Genomic DNA, 23,000 nt, shown 5'->3' with positions numbered 1-23,000 from the left:
TTGACGTTTAAAAAAACGCCAATTTTGCTGTTTTCGGTAATTAAATTCCCAAAACGGAAGCACAGCGCTCACAGAGCGTGTCGTGCTCGGAATGGTGTCCGACCGTTGTGCTGTACATCCAGCAGCGGTCGCATTTTTCGCCTTCTGCATTCAAGACGGTGACGGAAAGACCTTCGCAATCGCCTTTGAATTCGCCGGAAACATCGTTTGCAATCTCAACCTGCGAGCAGATGAAGATTTCCGGCAGTTCTGCTTTCATTGCGGTGAGTGCATCGTAAAGCGCACCCTCTGCATGAAGAACCACTTTTGCTTCAAGCGATTTGCCGATCATATTCTCGGTACGTTTTACTTCGAGTGCTTTTGTCACATCGTCGCGCACTGCATAGACAAGTGCCCATTTCTGACGGAATGCATCGTCCACTTCGATGTTCAATTCTTTGTACATCTCGTTGAACACGACAGACTCTGCATCGTCACAAGCACGGTGCGGCAGGTAGCTCCAGATTTCCTCAGCGGTGAACGCCAGAATCGGTGCGAGCATACGGGTCAGTGCATCGAGAATCAGATAAATGGTGGTCTGTGCCGCGCGGCGTTTTTCACCGTCCGCTTTCTCGCAGTACAGACGATCTTTTGTAATATCCAGATAGAAGTTCGACAGATCGACGACGCAGAAATTGTGAATCGAATGATACACAATATGGAAGTCCATTGCGTCATATGCTTCATTGACACGGGTGATCAGCTCAGACAGCTTGCTGAGTGCCAATCGATCAAGCTCGGTAAGCTTCGAGAAGTCGACCATATCGGTGTTCGGATCAAAATCATAGAGGTTTCCGAGGATATATTTTGCGGTGTTGCGGATTTTGCGGTATGCCTCGGACAGCTGTTTTAAGATTTCCGGAGAAATACGGATGTCCGCATGATAGTCGCTCGATGCAACCCACAAGCGCAGGATATCTGCGCCGAATTTTTTGATGATATCTTCCGGAACGATGCCGTTGCCGAGCGATTTCGACATTTTTCTGCCCAAACCGTCAACGACCCAGCCATGGGTGCAGACTGCTTTATACGGTGCAGCGCCTTTCCATGCAACGGAAGTCAGAAGCGAAGACTGGAACCATCCGCGGTACTGATCGGCACCCTCCAAGTAGAGGTCAGCCGGCCAATGCAGGTCGTCGCGCTCTGCCAAAACAGCCGCATGCGAAACACCGCTGTCGAACCAAACGTCCATGATATCGGTTTCTTTTGTAAATTCATGGCATCCGCATTCGCAGACAACACTCTCCGGAATAAATTCGGAAGCATCGCGTTTAAACCATGCATCCGATCCCTCTTTGCGGAACAAATCAGCAATCGCTTTGATTGTTTCGTCGTTAACGATCGGTTTTTTGCACGATTTACAATAAATGATCGGAATCGGAACGCCCCATGTGCGCTGACGGGAAATGCACCAGTCACTGCGGTCACGAATCATGCCTTCGATTCGTTTCTCACCCCAGTCCGGAATCCATTTGATTTTGGAAAGCTCGCCGATTGCTTCGTTTTTGAAGCCATCGACCGAGCAGAACCACTGCTCTGTTGCACGGAACAGAACCGGCTCTTTACATCTCCAGCAGTGCGGATACTGGTGGACAATTTTCTCGATTGCAAACAGATGACCGGTTTCGTCGAGTTTTTTCGCAATCGCTTTGTTCGCATCGTCTGTCGAAAGACCGGCAAACTCGCCTGCCTCTTCGGTCAGGTGGCCGTTTGCATCAACCGGTACGACAATCGGAATTTCTTTATAGTTTTTGCAAACCTCAAAGTCCTCGACACCGTGGCCCGGTGCAGTGTGAACGCAGCCGGTACCGCTTTCGAGTGTGACGTGATCGCCGTAGATCACGAGAGAAGTGCGGTCAAGGAACGGGTGCTTCGTCTTGATGTATTCAAGCTCTCTGCCAGTGAATTCGCCGACGGTTTCATATTCGTCGATTTTTGCAGCACGCATGGACGGCTCGACCAGGTCTTTTGCCATTACAAGGTACTGACCGTTTGTTTTCACAAGGGTATACAGATAGTCAGGACCTAAGCAGATTGCAACGTTGCCCGGCAGAGTCCATGTGGTGGTTGTCCAGATGACGAAATACACATCGCTCGGGTTGATGCCCATTGCGGAGAAGATGCCTTTGTCGTCCTCCACCTGGAATTTGACATAAATCGAATGGCATTTGTCCTCTGCATATTCGATCTCTGCCTCTGCGAGCGCTGTTTTACACTCGGTGCACCAGTAAACCGGTTTTAAGCCTTTGTAGATGAAGTTTCTCTTTGCCATTTCGCCGAATACTTCGATCTGTTTTGCTTCAAACTCCGGTTTGAGCGTCAGATACGGATCGTTGAAATCGCCGAGCACGCCCAAGCGTTTAAACTGGCCTTTCTGATTTTCCACATAGGACAGTGCAAATTCACGGCAAATCTCGCGCAGGGAAACTGCATCAATCGAAGTCGGATCAACGCCGTCTTTTTTGAGTGCTTTTAATTCGATCGGCAGACCGTGGGTATCCCAGCCCGGAACATACGGTGCTTTGAATCCCGACATGTTTTTAAAACGCACCACGATATCTTTGAGCACTTTGTTAAGCGCTGTGCCCAGATGGATATCACCGTTTGCATACGGCGGGCCGTCGTGCAGAACGAACAGCGGTTTTCCCTCGTTTTTCTTCATCAATTTGTAGTAACGCTCGGTTTCATCCCAATCTTTGAGCATGTTCGGCTCTTTGGTCGGAAGATTGCCGCGCATCGGGAAATCCGACTGCGGCAAATTCAGCGTGTTGTTATAGTCCTTTGCCATGTATTGCTACTCTCCTTAAAAAGATGTTTTCAAACCAAATCAGTTCTGCGAATCATTAAATCCGCCAAAATGCAGCTCGCCGAATTTTTCGATGTAATTCGGACGGCCTGTTTTTTCCTCTGCAGCAGGCTCAGAGGGCTGTACTTCTTCTGCTGCCGGCGCTTCCTCCACTGCTTCCGCTGCCGGTGCTGCTTCCTCCTGTACGGTCTCAGCTGCCTCTAAAACAGCCTCTTCCTGCACAGTCTCCTGCATCACAGGTGCTGTTTCCTGCTCTGCTTCTGCATTTTCGGAAACAGGTACTTCCTCCCGCACTTCTGTATCGGTGCTCGGCAGCGACATCACCATTGCCAGATGGCTGCGGTACTGCTTGATAATATTCGACTTGAATTTCGACACTTCGTTTTTCAAAAGATCCAAGCTGCGCTGTTCTGCGTCGTATTCACGTTTTAACATATTCAGATCGGTTGTTGCACGCTGGAGCGATTCTTTTGTGATCGTTTCCACTTTAATGCGTGCCTGTGCAATCATCTCATCCGCAGCAGTCTGTGCTTCCGATGTAATTGCTTCCGCTTTTGCTTTTGCATCGTTTAACATATTCGAACCGAGTTTCTGCGCACCAAGCAATGCTTCGCGGATATTTTCCTCGTCCGCTTTGTACTCCTCGATTTTTTTCGCAAGTACCTGAATTTTATAGGTCAGATCGTCAATCTTGCTGTTTTGCTCATCCACATACTCTGCAATACGCTCCAAATATGCGTCTACCTGATCTGCACGGTAACCACGCATGCCCGCTTTTTCAAACTGGGCTGCAAGGATTTCTTTTCCCGTCATGTCATCCATTCCTTCCCTACAATAACTGATTGATTTTTATGAACAACCGCCCTTTTTTGGTCGGTTTCATCTCTTCGTCCAAAAAACATTTGCCAAACCCGCGCACAACAATCTGATCACCGCCCGAAAGCTGTTTTGACGATTCCATGACCGGCACACGATTCACCATGACAAGTCCTGATGAAATGATCTGTGCCGCCGCGGAACGGCTTTTTCCAAGAAGAAACGACACCACGCAGTCAAGACGCAGCGACGAAACTGTTCCTGTCTTTTCGCGAAACGTCTGTGTACGCACCAGTTCAGACGGCTCCGGCTCATAAAACGACACCGTCGCACGACCGACACGAAGCAAATTCGATTTGATAAACGGCTCCACTTCTTCTGCCGCAAACAACACCGCACGTGTATCGTGAATCAGAATATCGCCAAGCGCGGTTCGCTTGATATTGAGTCCCATGAGCGATCCCAGGCAATCCCGATGCGAAAGCGGCTCTTTTCGCGAAACAATTCCCAGCGGCCGAATCGGAAACAACATGCCATCAGGCGTTTCTCCCTCTGGAAAAACGCCCAGCATCTGCCGTTCACATCCTTCTGCACCGCCGAAAAACAGATAGTTCTCAAAATGCTGCTGTCTAAGCACACCGAGTGCAATTTCCTGCTGACGCTCGTCCAAAAATGAGGAAAACCGCGCATAATATTTCGTCTGCGCTGTATCAATCATATTCTGGACATTGGAACGCAAATAGTCATCTTGTTTTTCTGTGTCTTTTTGACTCATTGATTATAAATACACACCGTTGTTTTCGAGTTCATCAATCAAATCACCCATAATGTCAACATTATACGGTGTGATGATGAAAGTGCTGTTTGCAACCGGTTTGATCTGACCGTTGTTTGCATATGCAACACCGCTCAAAAAGTCCACAAGACGTCTTGAAAGCTCTTTGCTTGCCGATTCGAGGTTTAAGACAACGGTTTTTTTCGCATTCAGATGATCTGCAATTGTCACAGCATCTTCAAACTGCTCCGGTTTTACAAGGATCACCTGAAGCTGTGCAGTCGCGTGAATGTTCACCACTTTGTTGCCTTTGCGCTGAGACGGTGCCTCCTGATACGAAACCGGTTCCGCTGACGGCTGCTCCGGCGCAAACTCCATCTCTTCCTCTTCGTATTCGTCCTCTTCTGTTGTCACAAACATGTCTTTGAATTTGTCCACCAAGCTCATTTTTGCATCCTCCTATATATTTCTTTTCCCGAAAATTGCACTGCCTAATCGAATGACGGTCGCACCGCAGCGAACGGCTTCCTCATAGTCTCCCGACATTCCCATGGAGAGCGTATCAATCTCCGGATTCGTTTTTTTCAATTCTTCAAACAGCTGTTTCATTTGCACAAAAGCATCGTGGCTCTCTTCTTTTGCAGGAATGCACATCAGTCCTTTTAAACGCAAATGACGAAATGCCGAAACTGCTTGTGCCGCTTCACAGACTTCTTCTTTCAAAAAGCCGGATTTTGACGGCTCATTTGAAATATTGACCTCAAGCAAAATATCCATGATCCGGTCATGAATGCTTGCCTGCCGCTCAATTTCCTCACAAAGCCGCATCGAATCAACGGACTCAATACAGTTTACTTTCCCTATTATATACTTAACTTTATTCGTTTGCAAGTGTCCGATAAAATGAATCTCGCTGACGTCAGGGCTATATTGTGCTTCTTTTTCTAAAAATTCCTGCACACGGTTTTCACCAAGCAGTGTAACACCCTCTGCCACCGCGTAATTGACAATCTCCGGCGGTACCGTTTTGGTCACTGCCATGAGCTTGACCGTATCGCTGCGGCCGGATTCTTCGAGCGCGCGCGAAACATTCTCACGTACTGTGCGAAGCGCTGTTTGCACTTCTTCTTTACTGCGTTGTGTCATTGAGTTCCCTTCCTTTGATAATCACCTGATCGTATGCGCTGACATATCCGCTTATTTCAGACGGACGGCTCACCACCACGTTTTCATCTTCATAAATGATATCGAGTTTGCGTGACCGGACCGTTTTTCCAAGCAGTGCATATACAATCTTTTGATTTTCGGAATATCCTTCTTCATTCACATTTCGCTCAATCCGCACGGCATCTTTCGGGACAATAATGCCCGAATAGGAAAACACTGTTGCGGACGGCGTTTCAAACCGCATGGAGAGAAGTTCTGCGTTGACGGTATCCCCTTTGAACACCACAACCGCTGTTTCTTTCCCCTCTTCTATGAGGATTTTCTCCACCGTTGTATCGACTGTTTGACTGTTATGTGATGCAAACGACAATGAAATCGATTTTCCTTCTTTAAAATATTCTGCGTCATCCGTGTTGATCTCAGAAACAAAGTACCATGTATTGCTGTACACCATTTTTCCGACGGTGCTCGTCCCCTCGGACAGTGCATTTTCTTGATTCGAAAGCACTTCATGCACACTGTCTACTGTAATGGAATCAAGTGATGCAACCGTATAAGTGGACTCGAGTCCGTCACCGTTGCTGCAAAAATAACCGGGCTGATCGGTTTTTATGACACTGTCCGGCTGCGGAATTGTTTTCGAGATCTCAGCAATCTGCTTATCAAGCTCGGCGATCGTTGTTTCCAGCGAAAGATCTTCGCCGATGCAGAGCTTATATCGGTTTAAGCACAGCAAAAGCTGCTGACTTAATGTATTCAGTTCGGAATACGCGCCGTCGTCAACGGCATGCATCAACGAAGTACGCACATCGCTTAATTGCCGTTTGACCAAATCAAGGTTTAAACCATCACTGCCGATGCCCTGATTGATCTGCAGCAAGATCTCCCGGCTGGCAGACAGCTCGTCGAGCTGTTCGAGTGCCTGCAGTGTTTCTTCCTCTTTATAAATCCGAAGAAGTTCCGCTTCCCTTGCCGCGCGTTCGCCGTTTTTATATGCATAGCTGATTGCGCCGGGCTGTTCGACCGTGATTGCTTTTTCGTCGCGTACAAAATAGCCCGAAAGCTCCACTTTTTTCTCGTATGTACCCTGTTTGACTGTGACGCTTTCATACGGATCGTAAAAGGCAGTAAACACCTGCCATCCGATACCGAACAAAATACCGGCGGATGCGATCGCAATCAAAATTTTAAAAACCTTTGATTTCATTCTTTCTCATCATCTTCCGCGGATGCATTCATAAACGAAATGGGCCGCGCAGGTGAAATGGTCGACATTGCATGTTTATACACCAGATTCTGACGGCCGTCACAATCGAGCACAACTGTGTAGTTATCGAATCCGCGAACCAGTCCTTTAAACTGGAATCCGTTTGTCAAAAAAATCGTGACCGGAATTTTTTCCGTGCGCGCTTTATTTAAAAAAACATCCTGCAAATTGACCGTTTTCATCGGTACTCCCCCTCGCTGCGCATTTCATCTACGCATTTTTTGTTTTATGATATCATACTTTTATGAAATTTTCTACTGCGCGTTTGATTTTAGAAAAAATTTCTTGCGGTGTTTGCTCATCCGGATATACCCACAAAATATTCGGATCGCGCGAAAACCATGTAATCTGCCGTTTTGCATACCGTCTTGTTTCCTGCTTCAGGCGCTCAATGCAGACATCAAGCGGTTCCTGCTGCAAAAAATACGGCTCGAGTTCTTTGTAGCCAATCGCCTGAACTGCCGTTTTCCGCGCTCTGTTACGCACACTTACTGCTTCTTCAAGCAATCCCTGCTCCATCATCAGATCAACACGGCGGTTTACCCGGTCATAAAGCACTGCACGGTCTTTATAATTGATGCCGATTTTCAAAGAACGGTAACGGCTTTCTTTTGGACGGCTGTTCCTCTGATGCTCGCTCATTGTAATGCCGGTCAGTTCATATACCTCGACTGCGCGCACAATTCTGCCCACATTGTTTTCGTGAATCCGCGCCGCACTCTCGGGATCAATCTCGCGAAGCCGCTCGTGCAGTGCATTCGCGCCATGCGCTTCCACAAACGCCCACAGCTCTGCACGTTTTTGTTCGTCTGTTTCGATTTTTGCAAAAATCAAATCATCCAAAACAGCATCGACATAAAGCCCGGTACCGCCTGCCATCACCGGCAGATGACCGCGTGCGGTGATCTCGCTGATCGTCTGATGCGCAAGCGCCGCATACTGCGCAACCGAAAACGAAACGTCCGGTGCCAAAAAATCGAGCAGATGATGTGGGATTCCCTGCATTTCGTCCACGGTCGGCTTTGCGGTTGCAATCTGCATCTCTTTGTAAAGCTGCATGCTGTCTGCGGAAACCACTTCGCCGTGATATTCTTTTGCAATCTCGATTGCAAGCGACGTCTTTCCCGATGCTGTCGGGCCGACTACCGCCAAAACCGGAATCTTTTCCATCCTGTTGCTCCTTTTTCACTGAATTCGTCCAAACCGGCGTTCGAGTTCCTGTTTCGAAAATGAAATCATCACCGGCCGGCCATGAGGACAATGCCGGATCTCATCGTTTTTCACCACTTCTTCAAGCAGTGCCTGAAGTTCTTCAGGTTTTGTATCGTCATGTGCTTTCACGGCACTTCTGCATGCCATGGAATGCAGAAGCTCTTCATATAAATCGGTGCTGATATGCTGTTTTTGCTGGCAGAGCTTTTGGGCAATGTCCAAAAACAAATCGCGTACATCGAGATGCGCAAGCAGCAGCGGCACTTCCCGCAGCAAAAACGAATGATTGCCAAACAAATCCCAGTCAAACCCGAGCGACTGCACTAATGACTGATGCTCAAGCACTGCCTGATATTCCTGCGCGGAGGTGTTGACCACCACCGGCGAAAGCAGCAGCTGCCGCTCGTTTGACGACACGGTCTTTTTCAGTCGTTCAAATAAAATACGCTCATGTGCGGCATGTTTATCGAGTAAAAACAGCGTTTCATTCATCTCAAACAGCACATAGGTGGAAAATACCTCGCCGATCATCCGGAACACAAGCGGCGGTGCGGTCTGCGCATCCGATGGAAGTTTTGGCTGTTTTTGCGCCGGTTCTGTCTGCTTTATTTCCTGAGGTTCTGCCGGTTCTTCTTCCAAAATCATTTTGATCTGCTTATCCGGCAGAACAAATGCATCCTTTTTTAAATGCCGGAAAACGGAAGCATCGGACTTTTCCGGTTTGGATGCTGTTTGCTTGGGTGCCGGAAACGAACCCGCAGTTTTTTTTGTGTCAATCTTCGTATCAACATGATAATCCGCACGCGGTGTATGCACAGCATTTGATCTACCAAAAGCCGCCGGACGTGCAGGAGATGCCACTGGTTTCTGTTTTTCTGTCACCTGCTCATGCGGTGTCACTTTCTGCACAGGCGGCGGTGTTTGTTTCGGCATTGCCGGCTCCTGATGCACAACGGTCACCGCCTTCTGCGGCAGCATTGTCTGCTCGGCAGGTGCTTGTTCAACAAACGGATTCAATACATTTTGTCTGACCGTACGAAGCGTCGGATCAGCCTGTGCTCTTTTTATGATATCCGCACGGCTGACTGCCGCTTTCACCGCAGACAGCACCGCGTCATAGACCTCGCGTTCCTGCGCAAACCGCACTTCCGTCTTTGCCGGATGCACGTTCACGTCCACCCGATCAAATCCAAGTGAAATGTTGAGCACACAAGACGGATATTTTCCCGTCATCATGGCGTTTTCATAGGCTTCTTCGAGCGCCGCCGTGCAAAGCTTTGTGTGAATATAGCGCCCGTTTACAAAAAAGTGCTGCATCGAGCGGGTCTTTCGTCCGGCGTCCGTTTTGGACACAAATCCGGTCACCGAAACCCCGTTCATGCCGTAATCGACCGGCAAAAGCGTTTCGGCAAACGCTTGTCCGAACACCGCATGAACCGACGAAAGCAATTTTCCGTTTCCCGGTGTGTGCAGTTTTATTTTTCGGTCGATGATCAGTTTAAACGACACTTCCGGATGCGACAGCGCCAGCCGGTCAATGATCCCGTTTATCTGCGCCGCTTCCACCGTGTCCCGCTTTAAAAATTTAAGCCGCGCCGGAACATTATAAAAGAGATCCCGCACCACGATGGTCGTACCGTCCGGCGCGCCGGTTTCGGCATGATCGGTTTCTTCTCCGCCTTCGATGCAATAGCGCGTCGCATACGGTGCATCATGCGTTTTCGTCACAAATTCAACCCGCGAAACCGCCGCAATCGACGCCAGCGCCTCGCCGCGGAATCCGAGTGTTCCGATCGTGTTTAAATCGTCAAACACCTGCACCTTGCTTGTCGCGTGGCGCAAAAAAGCCGTCGGCACATCATCCGGCTCCACGCCGCTGCCGTTATCCGTGACACGGATATATGTAATGCCGCCATGACGAATTTCAACCGTCACAGCAGTCGCACCCGCGTCAATCGCATTTTCGACCAGCTCTTTTACCACAGAGGCCGGACGCTCCACCACTTCCCCGGCTGCAATTTGTTCTGCAACATTCTTATCAAGAACGCGAATCCGTTTCATCGGTTTCTCCTTTTATTCCTTTTCACCAATCATCTGCTTGAGCGCATACAGCTTGTTAAGCGCTTCGATCGGGGTCAGCGTTTCAATCGAAATTGCACGCAGTGCGTCGCACACCGGCGAAGACGCCTGCTCAAACAGCGAAACCTGATTGTCCGGCACTGATTCGGTGACTTTGTTTTCTGCGCGGACAGGTGCTTTCTCGGAAAGCTCCTGCAAATACACCTTTGCACGCGAAACAACGCGCTCCGGCACGCCGGCAAGCTTTGCAACCTCGATGCCGTAGCTTTCGTCCGCACCGCCCGGAATGATCTTGCGCAAAAATGTGATATCGTCGCCGCGTTTTTTGACCGCGATATTATAGTTTTTCACGCCCGCAAACTGCGATTCCATCTCGGTGAGCTCGTGGTAATGCGTTGCAAACAGCGTTTTGCACTGAAGCTTTTTGTTTTCAATGATCTCTGCCGCAACCGCTTTTGCGATACTCATACCGTCAAACGTCGAAGTACCGCGGCCGATCTCATCGAGAATCACAAGGCTTGACGGTGTGGCGTGCCTTAAAATATGCGCCACCTCATTCATTTCCACCATAAACGTGGACTGACCGGCGCTCAAATCGTCCGATGCGCCCACACGCGTAAACACCCGGTCACAAAGTCCGATCTGTGCCTCCTGTGCCGGCACAAAGCTGCCGATCTGCGCCATAATCACAATGAGCGCCACCTGCCGCATATACGTCGATTTACCTGCCATATTCGGGCCGGTGAGCATCATCAAAAGGTTATGCTTTGTATCGAGCGTGGTATCATTCGGCACAAACAGCTGATCAACGAGCATCTGTTCAACGACCGGATGGCGTCCGTTTTGGATGCGCAGTGCGCCGTCCATCGTGAGTTCCGGGCAGACATACTGCTGCTGCGCTGCCACTTCCGCAAGTGAGAGCAAAAAGTCTACGCGGGCAATCGCTTCTGCCGTCGCCTGCACCACAACGCTCTGCTGTGCCACAAACTGGCGGACTTCTTCAAAAATCTCAGCTTCCAGCGCTGTAATCCGCTCTGTCGCGGTCAGCACCTTGTGCTCAAGCTCTTTTAATTCCTCTGTGATGTACCGCTCGCTGTTTGCAAGCGTCTGTTTTCGGATATATGTTTCGGGCACCTGCGAAAGATACGACTTCGTCACGTCGATATAATAGCCGAACACGCGGTTATACCCGACTTTGAGCGTTTTGATGCCTGTTTTTTCGCGTTCGCGGGCTTCAATCTGCGCAATATAATCTTTCGAATGATCGCGCAGTGTGCGGTATTCGTCCAGCTCGTCGCTGAATCCCGGATTGATGACACCGCCGTCTTTTAACGACACAGGCGGCTCAGGCACCAGTGCATTTTCGATCAGCGCGTGCACCTCACCAAGCGGATCAATGCGGTCGCAGAGGTCTTTTAAATATCCGCTTTCAAACACGGAAAGCGCTGTTTTGATTGCCGGCAGTTTCGACAGCGTATAGGACAGCGATTTCATCTCGCGCGGGTTGATCGTGCCGTACAGCACGCGTGTCATCAGCCGTTCAAGGTCGTACACATCGCAAAGTGCCACGGCAACTTGTCCGCGCACCAATTCATTTTCGACAAATGCTTTGACCGCATTTTGTCTTCTGAGAATCTTCGCCAGATGATAAAGCGGCTGTTCGACCGCTTTTCGCATATATCGCTTGCCCATCGCTGTTTTGGTGTGATCGAGCACCCATAAAAGCGTGCCTTTTTTCTCTTTTGCACGCATTGTTTCCGTAAGTTCCAGATTCCGCCGCGTCATCATGTCAATCGTCATGTATGCGTCTTCTTCATAAAACCGCACGGACGTGATGCGCTTTGCACCGTCTTTCTGCGTCGATGCAACATAGCGGATGAGTGTGCCGAGTGCGGCAGCCGAAACGCCTGTCTGCACCGCTTCGATCTCGCTTACAGACTGTTTAAAATGCGACTCGATGACCGCCTTGCAGGATTCTTCCTGCACATCTTCTTCGGAAAGCGTCTCGCAGACACACGAAAGCCGGTTTTGTAAAAATGAAACGAGCGGCTTTAAAGAAGCCGCAGTTTCGTTTAATAACAGTTCACTTGGCATGAAGCGGGACAGCTCGTCGATGATGTCCGATGCAACATCGGATGTCTGACGCTCGGTCAAATACGTATCGCCGGTCGAAATATCGCAAAAACACACGGCATACCCGCGTTTTTGCGCAATCACCGACGCAATATAGTTGTTCCGCTCCTCGTTTAAAAAGCTGCTTTCAATGACGGTACCGGGCGTAATCACACGGATGACGTCCCGTTTTACCAATCCTTTGGCAACTGCCGGATCTTCGAGCTGTTCGCAGATCGCGACTTTATAGCCTTTTTCAATCAGCTTTTTGATATATCCTTCTGCCGAGTGAAACGGAATCCCGCACATTGGCGCACGCTCGGGCAGGCCGCAGTCCCGTCCTGTTAAAGTGAGCTCGAGCTCTTTTGAGATATTGACCGCATCGTCAAAAAACATCTCATAAAAATCGCCGAGCCTGAAAAACAGAACATGATCCTTGTGCGCTGCTTTGATGTCAAGATACTGCTGCATCATTGGGGAAAGTGTGGCCAATGTGGTTCCTCCTTTGCTTTACTTTTTAAAATGAACGATTAGTGGCATCCGCCGCAGGATGCACAGCTGCCGCTGCATCCGCTCGGTGCCGGCTCGCAGGTATCCGGATCTTCGCCGTTTACACACATCACAAGAATGCTGCTGATGCGCTGCATCATGTCGTCCACATCCTGTTTTGCGATGTTGAATGCCATCATGTTTTTGTTGTTCATCACTTCTGCATACAGTCCTTTTAACTCTGCGTCGAGCGATTTGACTTTCTCGTCGTCCGGTTTCTCGTTCTGCATCTCGGTGGACAGTTTGACACGAATCATGTTGAACTGCTCGATCTGCTCCTGCAGTTTCTGGTCTGCATCGTTGTTTGCTTTTGCTTCTTCGAGTGCTTTATACTCTGCGCTTGCCTGAATTGCTTTGCCGAGTTCTCTAGTCAGTTTTTCCAAATCCATTTTGTGTTCCTCCAAAAATTCTTTTTTATTGATCTTCCACCCGTTCGCCCAAGAGCGCCCAGTTTAAAGATTTCGTGATTTTTACGGTGACAAATGTGCCGATATCCTCTTCTTTTCCGTCATAGTCGACGATCATATAGCCGTCGTTTCTGCCGGAATAATACGAAGGACCGGTTTTGCCAGGGCCATCCACCAAAATGCGGTACGTTTTGCCCACAAAGTTTTCGTATCGTTTGGCGCCGATTTCTTTTTCGAGCGCCAAAAGCCGCGAAAACCGCTCGGATTTTTCCTCCGGTGTGGTGGGGTCTTCCATCTCAGCCGCCTTTGTGCCGACACGCTTTGAATAGATAAACGAAAACAGCGAATCAAACTCCACTTCTTTTAAAAGCGACAGTGTTTCCTCAAAATCTGTTTCCGTTTCGCCGGGGAATCCGACGATGATATCGCTTGTAAACGAAATATCCGGAATTTTCTCTTTTGCATAGTTAATGAGCTTCATATAATCCGCTTTTGTATAATGGCGGTTCATGAGCGCCAAAATCCGGTCGCTGCCGCTCTGCACCGGCAGATGGAAATGCTTGCAGACCTTTTCACAGTCGGCAATCGCATCAATCAGCGCAAACGTCGCGTCCTTCGGATGCGAGGACATGAACCGGATGCGGAAATCGCCTGGGATTGCATTGAGTTTACGCAAAAGCCGCGCAAAATCGATATCCTCGTCGAGTCCTTTGCCGTACGAATTGACGTTTTGCCCAAGCAGGGTGATCTCCTTGTATCCTTCGTTTACAAGCGCGGTAAACTCCTCGATGATCTTTTGGCTCGGGCGGCTTTTTTCCCGTCCGCGCACATACGGCACGATGCAGTAGGTGCAGAAATTGTTGCACCCGCTCATAATCGGAAGCCACGCTTTAAACGCCTGATCGCGTCTTATTGGCAGATCCTCCGGGATACCCTCGTTTGTTTCGGTGGTATCAAACGCACGTTTGTGCGACGTGAGCACCGAGTAAAGCATCTGCGGCAGGTTTTTGATCACATGCGGGCCGAACAGCAAATCGACATACGGATAACTCTCGCGGATTTTCTGTTCAATATGCGGCTGCTGTACCATGCATCCGCAAAGTCCTAATACAAGTTCCGGATCATTGACCCGCTGGTGCTTCATTGCACCGATCGTGCCGAGCACGCGGTCCTCTGCATTTTCTCTGATTGCACAGGTATTTAACAAAATGAGGTTTGCTTCACGGGGACTTTCACAAAAGCCGTATCCCATCAGTGCGAGCATTCCTTTTATTTTTTCGCCGTCGCTGACATTCTGCTGACAGCCGTAGGTGTGCACATACGCAAGCGGAATCCGATCGCCGTAGCGCGACTGTAATAACCGCCGCACCTGCTCCATCACTAAAGCATCCGCCGCTTTGATCGGATCTTCTTTTTGTCTTTGTTTGTTTTCTTCCAAGCACAGCGCTCCTGACCAAATAAAATATACGGATTTTATTATAGCACAAACATCGACTTTTGTGAATACACTTCGTGCCGATTCCTCAAGAAAGCGCATACGATGCCGAAACGACGCAGATCTCTTTGTTTTGTGCACAAATCCGAAGCTCGGATGCATGTTCTTCCTGTTTTGAAAGTTCGCTTATCAAAATCCGTTCGATCTCCCCATTTACAAACCGCGTGACAGCGCGCGCACCGAACCGCCGTCCCATCCGCTCATAAAACAGCGTAAACAGTGATTGCAGATCATACGAAATTGTGACACCGATCGCTTCGCACTGTGAAGAAAGCGATTCCATCTGTGCTGTGAAAATCCGGGAAAGCACTGCTTCGTCCAAAGAAGAAAACAAAATCGTAAACCCGATGCGGTTTAAAAGCTCTTTTGAAAACAGCGATTCCGCATATGTGCGTGTGTCCCGCTTTTCCGCCTGCCCAAATCCTGAAACCTTTGTCTGCGGCGCGCAGTTTGCTGTCATCACAATGATCGTATTCGAAAAATCGACCGTTTCGCCCTGTGAATCCGTAAGCCGTCCATCCTCCAAAATCTGCAAAAGAAGCTTTGTTACCTGCGGATGCGCCTTGTCGATTTCATCGAGTAAAATGAGCGAATACGGATGGCGGCGCACCGATTCGGTCAGCATGCCGCCCTGTTCAAAGCCCTTATATCCGGGAGGTGCACCGATCAGCCGCGAAACCGTGTGCGCCTCGCTCATCTCGGACATATCAAGCCGTATGATCGCTTCTTTTTGAAACAGACACGAGGCGATTTCTTTGGCACACGCCGTTTTGCCGACACCGGTCGGTCCCATGAACAAAAACGAAATCGGCGTGTTTTCCTCCCGGCCAAAGCCGCACAATCTCGCAAACAGCGCAGAACAAATCTCCGAGATGGCGTTTTCCTGCCCTAAAATCTTATTTCGAAGCTGTTTGCCGAGTGTTTCGATCTGTGTCTTGATATCCTCTGTTTGCCCGACCGAAGAAATCCCGGTCATTTTAGCGACTGTATCCCGCACATCCTTTGCTGTGACCACCGTACCAAACGACAGCGTTTGCATCTGCTCCTGCCACTCCCGATACAGTCTGCACGCTGCCGTTTCGTCGTTTTGACGCAGTGCAAGCAGGAGTGCATCCTCTGTCTGCGGTGAAATCGCTTGTTCTTTCGCGGCATGGATTCGTTTGCGGCTGCATGCTTCGTCGAGCACATCAATGGCTTTATCGGGCAGCCGCCGCTGCGGCAGATAGCGTGCAGACAGCCGTACCGCTTCGCCGACTGCATCGCGTGCAATCGTGACCCGATGATGCGATTCGAGTGACTCTTTTACACCCAATAGCATCCGCTTTGCATCCTCCTCATTCGGCTCGCAGATTTCGATTGTTTGAAATCTTCTGGCGAGCGCCGCATCTTTTGCAATATACTTTTTATATTCTGCGGCTGTCGTTGCGCCGATGATCTGCAAACTGCTCCGTGCAAGATACGGCTTCATCAAATTAGCGGCATCTGCGGCATTCTCCCCAGCACCCGCACCTACGATCATGTGAATCTCATCGATAAACAAAATCATGTGCTCTTCTTCCGCTGTGCGCAGAATGCGGCAAAGACGCTCCTCAAAATCCCCGCGGTATTTTGCGCCTGCAAGCATCGCACCAAGATCCACCGACATAATCCGCCGCGAAAGTCCCGTCTGCCGCCATTCTTCTTCCAAGAGCTTTTTGGCAGCACCCTCCACTACAGCTGTCTTGCCGACACCCGGTTCCCCGATTAAACAAGGATTGTGCTTTGTTTTCCGCGAGAGCACCGCAATCAGCGAATCGATTTCCTTTTCCCGCCCAATCACCGGAAAATAGGGATCGCTTGCAGAAAGCGCAGATAAATCGGTCAAATACGGAATTTCCTTTTTCGGATGCGGCACAGCACCGCTAAACCCTTGTGAACACGTTTCTTTTAACAGCGCGATTTCTTCCATGCAGGATTGTTTCATCGCTTCCATATTGCAGCGATGTGCTTTGATCACATCGCACACCGGCTTTGATGCATCCAGCAGCAATGCGAGCAAAAGATGAACGGTTCCCGTGCTGCATTCGTTTTTTTGCGCAGTCGTCTGTGCGGACATCAGGATGTGTTTTGCGCGGGCAGACAGCACCGGCTCTTTGACCGCACTTCCTGCATCATCGCAAATTCGCTCCAGCACGGTTTCCGGCAGAATGCCAAAGCGTGCTAAAATCACGGAACCCACACCCCGTTTTTGCGCTGCAATTCCATAAAGCAGGTGCAGTGCGTCCACTTTTTCGCTTCCTGTTTGTGCGGCTGTATCCATTGCTCGCCCGATTGCTTCTTTTGCCCGATTTGTAAATTGATCCATCTGGGTCATACCATCGCTCCTTCTCTCGTGCTCTTTTTTGATAAATGCCGGTTTCGGTTCTCTCTACTGCGGCACTGTATATTTAGTATCGTCCGATTTTTTCGCTTCCAAACAAAAAGCTGTCACACACTTTTCGGTTTACACATAGTATGGGATGTAAAAAATCAAAGGAGGATTTGATATTATGTGTGGAAATAATTGTGGTGGTTTTGGCGGTAGCTGCAGCTGGATTCTCATCATCATTCTGCTTTTGGTCTGCTGCGGTGGATGCGGCGGCTCCTACAACAATGGCGGATGCGGCTGCTCGTGCAACGCAAACAACAGCTGCTGCTAAATGGCACATATCAAACCCAGCGTGTAAGAATAGAGGGCGGCAAATTGCCGCCCTCTATTCTTATGCCTCTTTTCTTTTTAATTTGCCAAGAAAACGGGATTGCTGTATAATAGAAACAACTTCTTTGTGTTTTCGGAGGCGGTTTCATGCGCATCATTCATACAGCCGATTGGCACATCGGCAAGCTTCTTTGTGAATATTCTCTGCTTGAAGATCAGCGCGATTGTCTGTTTTCATTTGCCGATCAAATCGAATCGCTCGGCGCAGACGTGCTGTTGATTGCAGGGGATTTATATGATCGGTCTGTTCCGTCGGCAGAGGCGGTTTCGATGCTTGATGAGCTGTTCTCCTATCTGTTGTTTGAAAAACACATCAAAATTCTGGCGATCTCAGGCAATCACGACTCCGCAAAACGCCTTTCCTTCGGAAGCCGTTTGATGCAGTCGGCCGGATTGTATTTAAAAAGCACACTAGACGACGTGCAAACGCCTGTGATCTTATCTGCCAAGGGCGAAGAAGCCGCCTTTTTCCTGCTTCCGTATTTTGAACCGCACCAGTTCCGTGAATCATTCGACGCGCCCGACTGCCGCACGGTACAAGCCTGCATGAATCATTTTCTGACGCTGTGCAAAGAAAACATCCAAAAAAACTGTCCCAATATTCTTGTGGCACACGGATTTTTTTCTGCGCATGAGGAAAATGCAGACCTCACGGTTGCTGCGTCGTCGCTGACTGCGCTTTACGATCATCCGTTTTCGTATGTTGCGCTCGGACACCTGCACGGCGCGCGTACAGCCGGCAGTGAATGGGTCCGCTATTCGGGCTCTCCGATGAAATATTCGATCGACGAAGCCGGTCAAAAGAAATCGTTTACGGTCATCGACGTAGAAGATCATCAAATCACTTCGGTCTTTGAAGTGCCGATTCACGCGCCGCGCGATGTGAGAAAAATCTCCGGTACACTCGACGCACTTTGTGAACCGGAACGCGCTTCCGACGACTATGTGTTTGCCGTTTTGACCGATCCGCAGATCCGCGCCAATGCGATCCGCCGGTTAAAGCAGGTATATCCGCATGCGCTCGGCCTTTCCTATGACTGTCTGCAAACGGCACAGCCTGTTTCTTTGCAAAGTGCCGACCATAGTGCACAAAATGATCCGATCGAACTGTTTGAACGGTTTTTCAAAGAGGCAAAACAGCGTGAAATGACCGATTCCGAACAAGCATATACAAAGGCTGTATTTCACAAAGTGAAAGGAGATGCGCTCGATGATTCCCGTTCTTCTTGAATTTCAGGCATTCGGCCCGTTTTTAAAAAAGCAGACAATTGATTTCCGCCGGTTTGACGACAGCCGTATGTTTTTAATCTCCGGTCCGACCGGATGCGGAAAGACAACCATCTTTGATGCAATCACCTATTGTCTTTACGGCAAGGCAAGCGGTGCACTGCGCACGACTGACACATTCAAAAGTGATTATGCCGATGAATCGGTGCTGTGCTACGCGTCGTTTACGTTTTTGGTTCACGGCAAGCAGTACACCGTTTTGCGCGAACCGGCGCAGATTCGAGCAAAACAGCGCGGTGAAGGTTTTTTGACAAAGCAGGCATCCGCAGAGTTATCCGACGAATCCGGTGTGATTTGCACACAGGTTTCGCAGGTGAACAGCAAAATCGAATCGCTTTTAGGGCTTAACTTTGACCAGTTTTGCAAAATCGTGATGCTCCCGCAAGGAGAATTCCGGAAATTTCTGTCCGATTCATCTGAGGAAAAACAGAAAATTCTGCGCCAGATCTTTTCGACCGATCTGCTCAACCGCTTCACCGAGCAGTTAAAGCAAAATGCATCGCAGGCAAAAGCCGCGCAGGACACGCTCTATGCACAATGCAACGCATTGGTAAAAACACTGCTTACAGAGCCGGATACCCCGCTTGCAGAAAGCATGCGTGAGGAACCGTATCATTTTGAGCAGATTCTTTCTGCGCTCAGCGAGCAAAACGAAGCGGCAAATGCACAGCTTTTTTCCCTCACGCAGTCACGTCAAACGCATACCGAACAAATCCGCGCGCTGAATCTTGACCATGCACGCAGTCTGTATAAGCAATTTGTGCAATATGACGCGGCACAGCGCGCGTTTGCAGCGCTCGAAGCACAGCGCGGCGAAATGTATGAACGTTCTCTGCATATCAAGCTGCTCACCGCGGCAAAGGACGCCGCCGTTTTGGAGCAAGCAAAGGCCGACGCAGCTTCCCGCTGTGAACTGCTCATCAAAAAGCGTGCACAGGCAAATGCACAAAGAGAAGAAGGCGCGGGCAAACTGTCAGACGCACAGCTTGCCCGCACACAGGCACAGCAATCGGCTGCATCTCTGCCGGAACAAAACGACAAGCTGTTAAAACTTCGAAAACAGCGCGATGATGCCGCCCGTTTTGAAACGCTTCTGACACTTGCGCAGGAAGCCGACGCACAGCGTACCGCGATTGTATTAAAGCTCTCTGCGCTCGACACAGCCCTCGAATATCAAACGTTGTTTCATCAAGAAGAAGAACTTGCACAGTCCGCAAAGCAATCACAGCGTTTTTTCGAAGCGATCAAATCGTATCAGTCGGCGCGTGATGCTTGGACAAGTGCGTCTATGCAAGCATCCAACACATTAAAACGATATCTTGCCGCACAGGCTGGCATTTTGGCGGACACGCTCACAGACGGCGCGTCCTGTCCGGTATGCGGTTCGATTGATCATCCGAAAAAAGCCGCTCTTCCTGCATACACGCCGACGCGTGAGGAAGTAGACCGCGACAGCGACGCGGAAAAGGCGGCACAGGCGGCAGTGGAATCGGCAAATCATCAAGTACTGCTTTTGTTTTCCGGCACAGACAAAACGCTTTCTCTTCCCGACATGGTAAAAACAGAGCAGGAATTGCAACACGAGCGGACACAAACACTTAAACAGCTTCAATCAAAGCGTTTTTCGCTTTCGGCAGACGATTCGCTTGTCCGCCTGCCAAATGAAACGCTGATCGCCAAAAAGGAAGCGTATCAAGCCAAGCTTTCGGAGCTGAACGGTCAGATTGCGGCGCGCGAAGAAGAACGAAACGCACTGCTTTCGCTGATCGGCGACAAACGGCACTCAGCCGCAGAAATGCAGTCACAAATCGACCTGCTCGCCGCATCGATCAAGCAGATTGAACAGGATAAACAAGCAGCAGAAGATGCATTTCAAACCGCACAAACCGAATACGCGCGCCTTATCACGCTTTGCGAACAAATCGACGTTCAAATTGACGATGCACGCGCACAGCAAAAAGATGCCGACGAAGCGTTTTCGCTCGCTCTTAAAAAAGCCGAACTGCCGCTTGATGATTACCTGCTCCTCAAACCGCAGTTTGCATCGCTTCCGGCACTTGCTGAGCAGGTGGAAACATACCGCACAGAATATCAGTCGCAAAAGAAGCTGGTGCGCTTTTTGACCAACTCGCTGAACGGGCAGACACGTCCGGATATGGAAGCGCTCGAAGCACAGCATAACACCCTTTCCCAAACGCTTCACACCATCGAGCAGTCGTATGAATCGCTCTCGAACCGAACCGCACAAAACAGACGTGCATTCGATACGCTCAAAACCCTGTATGCTGAGTTTCAGTCAGCACAGTCCGATTTTGAGCAGAAAAAATTCATCTATGATATCGCAAACGGCACATACACCGAAAAAGTCAACTTTGAACGGTATGTCCTCGCCTCTTATTTCGATGCGGTCATTGCACACGCAAATCTGAGGCTTGAACAAATGACCTATTCACGTTATACTTTAAGCAGAAGAACGGAACGCGAGAGCAAAAACCGCACCTCCGGCTTGGCGCTCGAAGTGTTTGACGCATACACAGGCTCGACACGTCACGTCAACTCTCTGTCAGGCGGCGAAGGCTTTAAAGTTTCGCTCTGCTTGGCACTCGGTCTTGCGGATATCATCAGCGAAACGGCAGGAGGTATCGAAATCGGCACCATGTTTATTGACGAAGGATTCGGTTCGCTCGACAACGACTCGCTCGACGCCGCAATCACCTGCTTGTATGAACTGCAGCAAAGCGGCCGCTATCTTGGCATCATCTCGCATGTGAATGAGTTAAAAGAACGCATTCCGCAAAAAATCGTCATTGCAGCACATCCAACCGGAAGCATCATTGAGACACAATCGCCATGAAACGGTTTCGCGCTTTTATACAATCACTCCGGCCAATGCTCTTTGTTTGCAGTGCGGCATTTTGTGTTTCGTTTGCGCTTCTGTTTTGCTGGCAGGAAGGTGTGTTCCCCATCCGGGATGACAGTGCCATACTGTCACAAAACCGTGTCGAACGCATCAACATCAATACCGCCACCGTATCCGAACTGACTGTACTCGACGGCATCGGCATAAAACGTGCAGAAGCGATTGTCCGGTATCGTCAAACGCACGGGCCGTTTTCTTCTGTCGAAGAACTTTTGAATGTTCCCGGAATCGGCGAGGGCATCCTCGCTGACATCCGGAGCGATATTACTTTATCTTAAACAAGAAAGGATGATCCCTTTGGTTCTCACATTAAAAAATGATCGTTTCACTGCTTCTGTCACATCGGTCGGCGCAGAGCTTTTGTCGCTCAAAAACAGCGACGGCCTCGAGTACATGTGGCAAAAAGACCCGAAATACTGGGGAAAAACTTCTCCGGTGCTGTTTCCGATCGTCGGCAACCTCCGAAACGACAAAGTAACCTTCCACGGAACCGAATACGGCATGGCAAAACACGGTCTTTGCCGCGCCGCAGAATTCACAGTCGAATCCCATTCGGACACTGACGCAGTATTTTCGCTGTGCTCAAGCGAAGAAACACTTGCACACTATCCGTATCAGTTCAAACTCACACTCGCATATCATCTGTCTGAAACCGGCATTTCGATCACCTACACGGTCGAAAACATCGACAATCAGCCGATTGATTTCTGCTTCGGCGCACATCCGGGCTTCAATGTGCCGCTGGATGGTGTCGGTACATTCTCCGATTACCGTTTGGAATTCAATGCGGACGAGCCGGACGGTTGCCCGGTGTTCGATTTTGAAAACAACCAGATCAACATGGACAAACGCGTTGATTTCATGAAAGGAAGCCGGACACTGCCGCTTGACTACTCGTATTTTGACGAGGATGCGCTCGTGTTTGACAAAGTGCATTCCGACCGTGTACGCCTTGTAAGCGACAAAACGGAGCGTGGTGTGGAAGTTCGCTTTGCTGATTTTGACTTTGTGGCATTCTGGACACCGATCAAAATGGACGCGCCGTTTTTGTGCATTGAACCGTGGTGCGGCATGGCAGTCTGCTCGGACGAGGGTGACACCTTTGAGGAAAAACGCGGTGTGAAACACTTGGAAACCGGTGCTTCCCGCTCGTTTGTAATGGAGATTCTCCCGTTTTAATCCAATATGACGCAAAAAAGCCTGCTGTCTTTCGACAGCAGGCTTCAGTCTGTCGAATAACCCTGGATTTCAAGCGAGATTCAGGGTTAAAAATTTTAATTTGACAAAAAATGCATATATCCCGATTGAGGCACTGTATCGGTGAGAACTTAT

18 protein-coding genes are annotated in these 23,000 nt (G+C 49.5%); 5 read left to right on the top strand and 13 right to left on the bottom strand.

Translation table 11 applies throughout. The features are described 5' to 3' along the window. Nucleotides 1-40 precede the first annotated feature (40 nt). From ileS to H6A12_RS09250, 13 genes are all read right to left on the bottom strand, one after another. A complete protein-coding gene (ileS, locus tag H6A12_RS09310; RefSeq protein WP_204447203.1) occupies nucleotides 41-2,827 on the bottom strand; it encodes an isoleucine--tRNA ligase in 2,787 nt (928 codons plus the stop codon). A 39-nt stretch (nucleotides 2,828-2,866) separates the two neighbouring features. Beyond that, nucleotides 2,867-3,658, bottom strand: coding sequence for a DivIVA domain-containing protein (locus tag H6A12_RS09305; RefSeq protein ID WP_204447201.1), 792 nt, complete (start codon nucleotides 3,656-3,658; stop codon nucleotides 2,867-2,869). 16 nt (nucleotides 3,659-3,674) lie between these two features. Next, on the bottom strand, nucleotides 3,675-4,436 hold the full coding sequence (locus H6A12_RS09300) for an RNA-binding protein (protein WP_204447199.1): 762 nt from the start codon (nucleotides 4,434-4,436) through the stop codon (nucleotides 3,675-3,677). Between the two features lie 3 nt (nucleotides 4,437-4,439). Continuing rightward, nucleotides 4,440-4,883 carry a cell division protein SepF gene (locus tag H6A12_RS09295; protein WP_204447196.1) on the bottom strand — a complete coding sequence of 148 codons (444 nt, stop codon included), beginning with the start codon at nucleotides 4,881-4,883 and terminating at the stop codon, nucleotides 4,440-4,442. A 12-nt stretch (nucleotides 4,884-4,895) separates the two neighbouring features. Beyond that, nucleotides 4,896-5,582 (bottom strand): YggS family pyridoxal phosphate-dependent enzyme, encoded by a 687-nt coding sequence (locus tag H6A12_RS09290; protein WP_204447194.1) that lies wholly within the window; start codon nucleotides 5,580-5,582, stop codon nucleotides 4,896-4,898. Continuing rightward, nucleotides 5,566-6,810, bottom strand: a complete 1,245-nt coding sequence (locus H6A12_RS09285; protein ID WP_204447192.1) for an HlyD family efflux transporter periplasmic adaptor subunit — start codon at nucleotides 6,808-6,810, stop codon at nucleotides 5,566-5,568. The genes H6A12_RS09290 and H6A12_RS09285 overlap by 17 nt, the downstream gene beginning before the upstream one ends. Then, on the bottom strand, nucleotides 6,807-7,052 hold the full coding sequence (gene hfq / locus H6A12_RS09280; protein WP_204447190.1) for an RNA chaperone Hfq: 246 nt from the start codon (nucleotides 7,050-7,052) through the stop codon (nucleotides 6,807-6,809). Before hfq ends, H6A12_RS09285 begins: the two co-directional genes overlap by 4 nt. Nucleotides 7,053-7,104: 52 nt before the next feature. Continuing rightward, nucleotides 7,105-8,040: a tRNA (adenosine(37)-N6)-dimethylallyltransferase MiaA gene (gene miaA, locus H6A12_RS09275; RefSeq protein ID WP_204447188.1), complete on the bottom strand. Its 936-nt coding sequence runs from the start codon at nucleotides 8,038-8,040 to the stop codon at nucleotides 7,105-7,107. Between the two features lie 15 nt (nucleotides 8,041-8,055). Further along, entirely contained in the window at nucleotides 8,056-10,143 is a 2,088-nt protein-coding gene (gene mutL, locus H6A12_RS09270; RefSeq protein ID WP_204447186.1) for a DNA mismatch repair endonuclease MutL, read from the bottom strand. A gap of 12 nt (nucleotides 10,144-10,155) precedes the next feature. After that, a complete protein-coding gene (mutS, locus tag H6A12_RS09265; RefSeq protein ID WP_204447184.1) occupies nucleotides 10,156-12,765 on the bottom strand; it encodes a DNA mismatch repair protein MutS in 2,610 nt (869 codons plus the stop codon). 38 nt (nucleotides 12,766-12,803) lie between these two features. After that, complete coding sequence (locus H6A12_RS09260; RefSeq protein ID WP_204447182.1) at nucleotides 12,804-13,211, bottom strand: YlbF family regulator; 408 nt, start codon at nucleotides 13,209-13,211, stop codon at nucleotides 12,804-12,806. Between the two features lie 25 nt (nucleotides 13,212-13,236). Beyond that, nucleotides 13,237-14,667, bottom strand: a complete 1,431-nt coding sequence (miaB, locus tag H6A12_RS09255) for a tRNA (N6-isopentenyl adenosine(37)-C2)-methylthiotransferase MiaB (RefSeq protein ID WP_243415450.1) — start codon at nucleotides 14,665-14,667, stop codon at nucleotides 13,237-13,239. Between the two features lie 85 nt (nucleotides 14,668-14,752). After that, nucleotides 14,753-17,077 (bottom strand): AAA family ATPase, encoded by a 2,325-nt coding sequence (locus H6A12_RS09250; protein WP_204447180.1) that lies wholly within the window; start codon nucleotides 17,075-17,077, stop codon nucleotides 14,753-14,755. Between the two features lie 175 nt (nucleotides 17,078-17,252). Between H6A12_RS09250 and H6A12_RS09245 the strand changes: the two genes are divergently transcribed. From H6A12_RS09245 to H6A12_RS09225, 5 genes are all read left to right on the top strand, one after another. Continuing rightward, nucleotides 17,253-17,402, top strand: a complete 150-nt coding sequence (locus tag H6A12_RS09245) for a hypothetical protein (RefSeq protein ID WP_204447178.1) — start codon at nucleotides 17,253-17,255, stop codon at nucleotides 17,400-17,402. Between the two features lie 146 nt (nucleotides 17,403-17,548). After that, nucleotides 17,549-18,691 carry an exonuclease SbcCD subunit D gene (locus H6A12_RS09240; RefSeq protein WP_204447176.1) on the top strand — a complete coding sequence of 381 codons (1,143 nt, stop codon included), beginning with the start codon at nucleotides 17,549-17,551 and terminating at the stop codon, nucleotides 18,689-18,691. After that, entirely contained in the window at nucleotides 18,672-21,602 is a 2,931-nt protein-coding gene (locus tag H6A12_RS09235; RefSeq protein ID WP_204447174.1) for an AAA family ATPase, read from the top strand. The genes H6A12_RS09240 and H6A12_RS09235 overlap by 20 nt, the downstream gene beginning before the upstream one ends. Next, nucleotides 21,599-21,946 carry a ComEA family DNA-binding protein gene (locus tag H6A12_RS09230; RefSeq protein WP_204447172.1) on the top strand — a complete coding sequence of 116 codons (348 nt, stop codon included), beginning with the start codon at nucleotides 21,599-21,601 and terminating at the stop codon, nucleotides 21,944-21,946. The genes H6A12_RS09235 and H6A12_RS09230 overlap by 4 nt, the downstream gene beginning before the upstream one ends. Nucleotides 21,947-21,965: 19 nt before the next feature. Then, complete coding sequence (locus H6A12_RS09225; protein ID WP_204447170.1) at nucleotides 21,966-22,847, top strand: aldose 1-epimerase family protein; 882 nt, start codon at nucleotides 21,966-21,968, stop codon at nucleotides 22,845-22,847. Nucleotides 22,848-23,000: the final 153 nt, after the last annotated feature.

The organism is Merdimmobilis hominis (assembly GCF_016901855.1).
GTDB lineage: Bacteria > Bacillota > Clostridia > Oscillospirales > Ruminococcaceae > Paludihabitans.
This window is presented reverse-complemented; position numbering and strand designations above follow the sequence as displayed.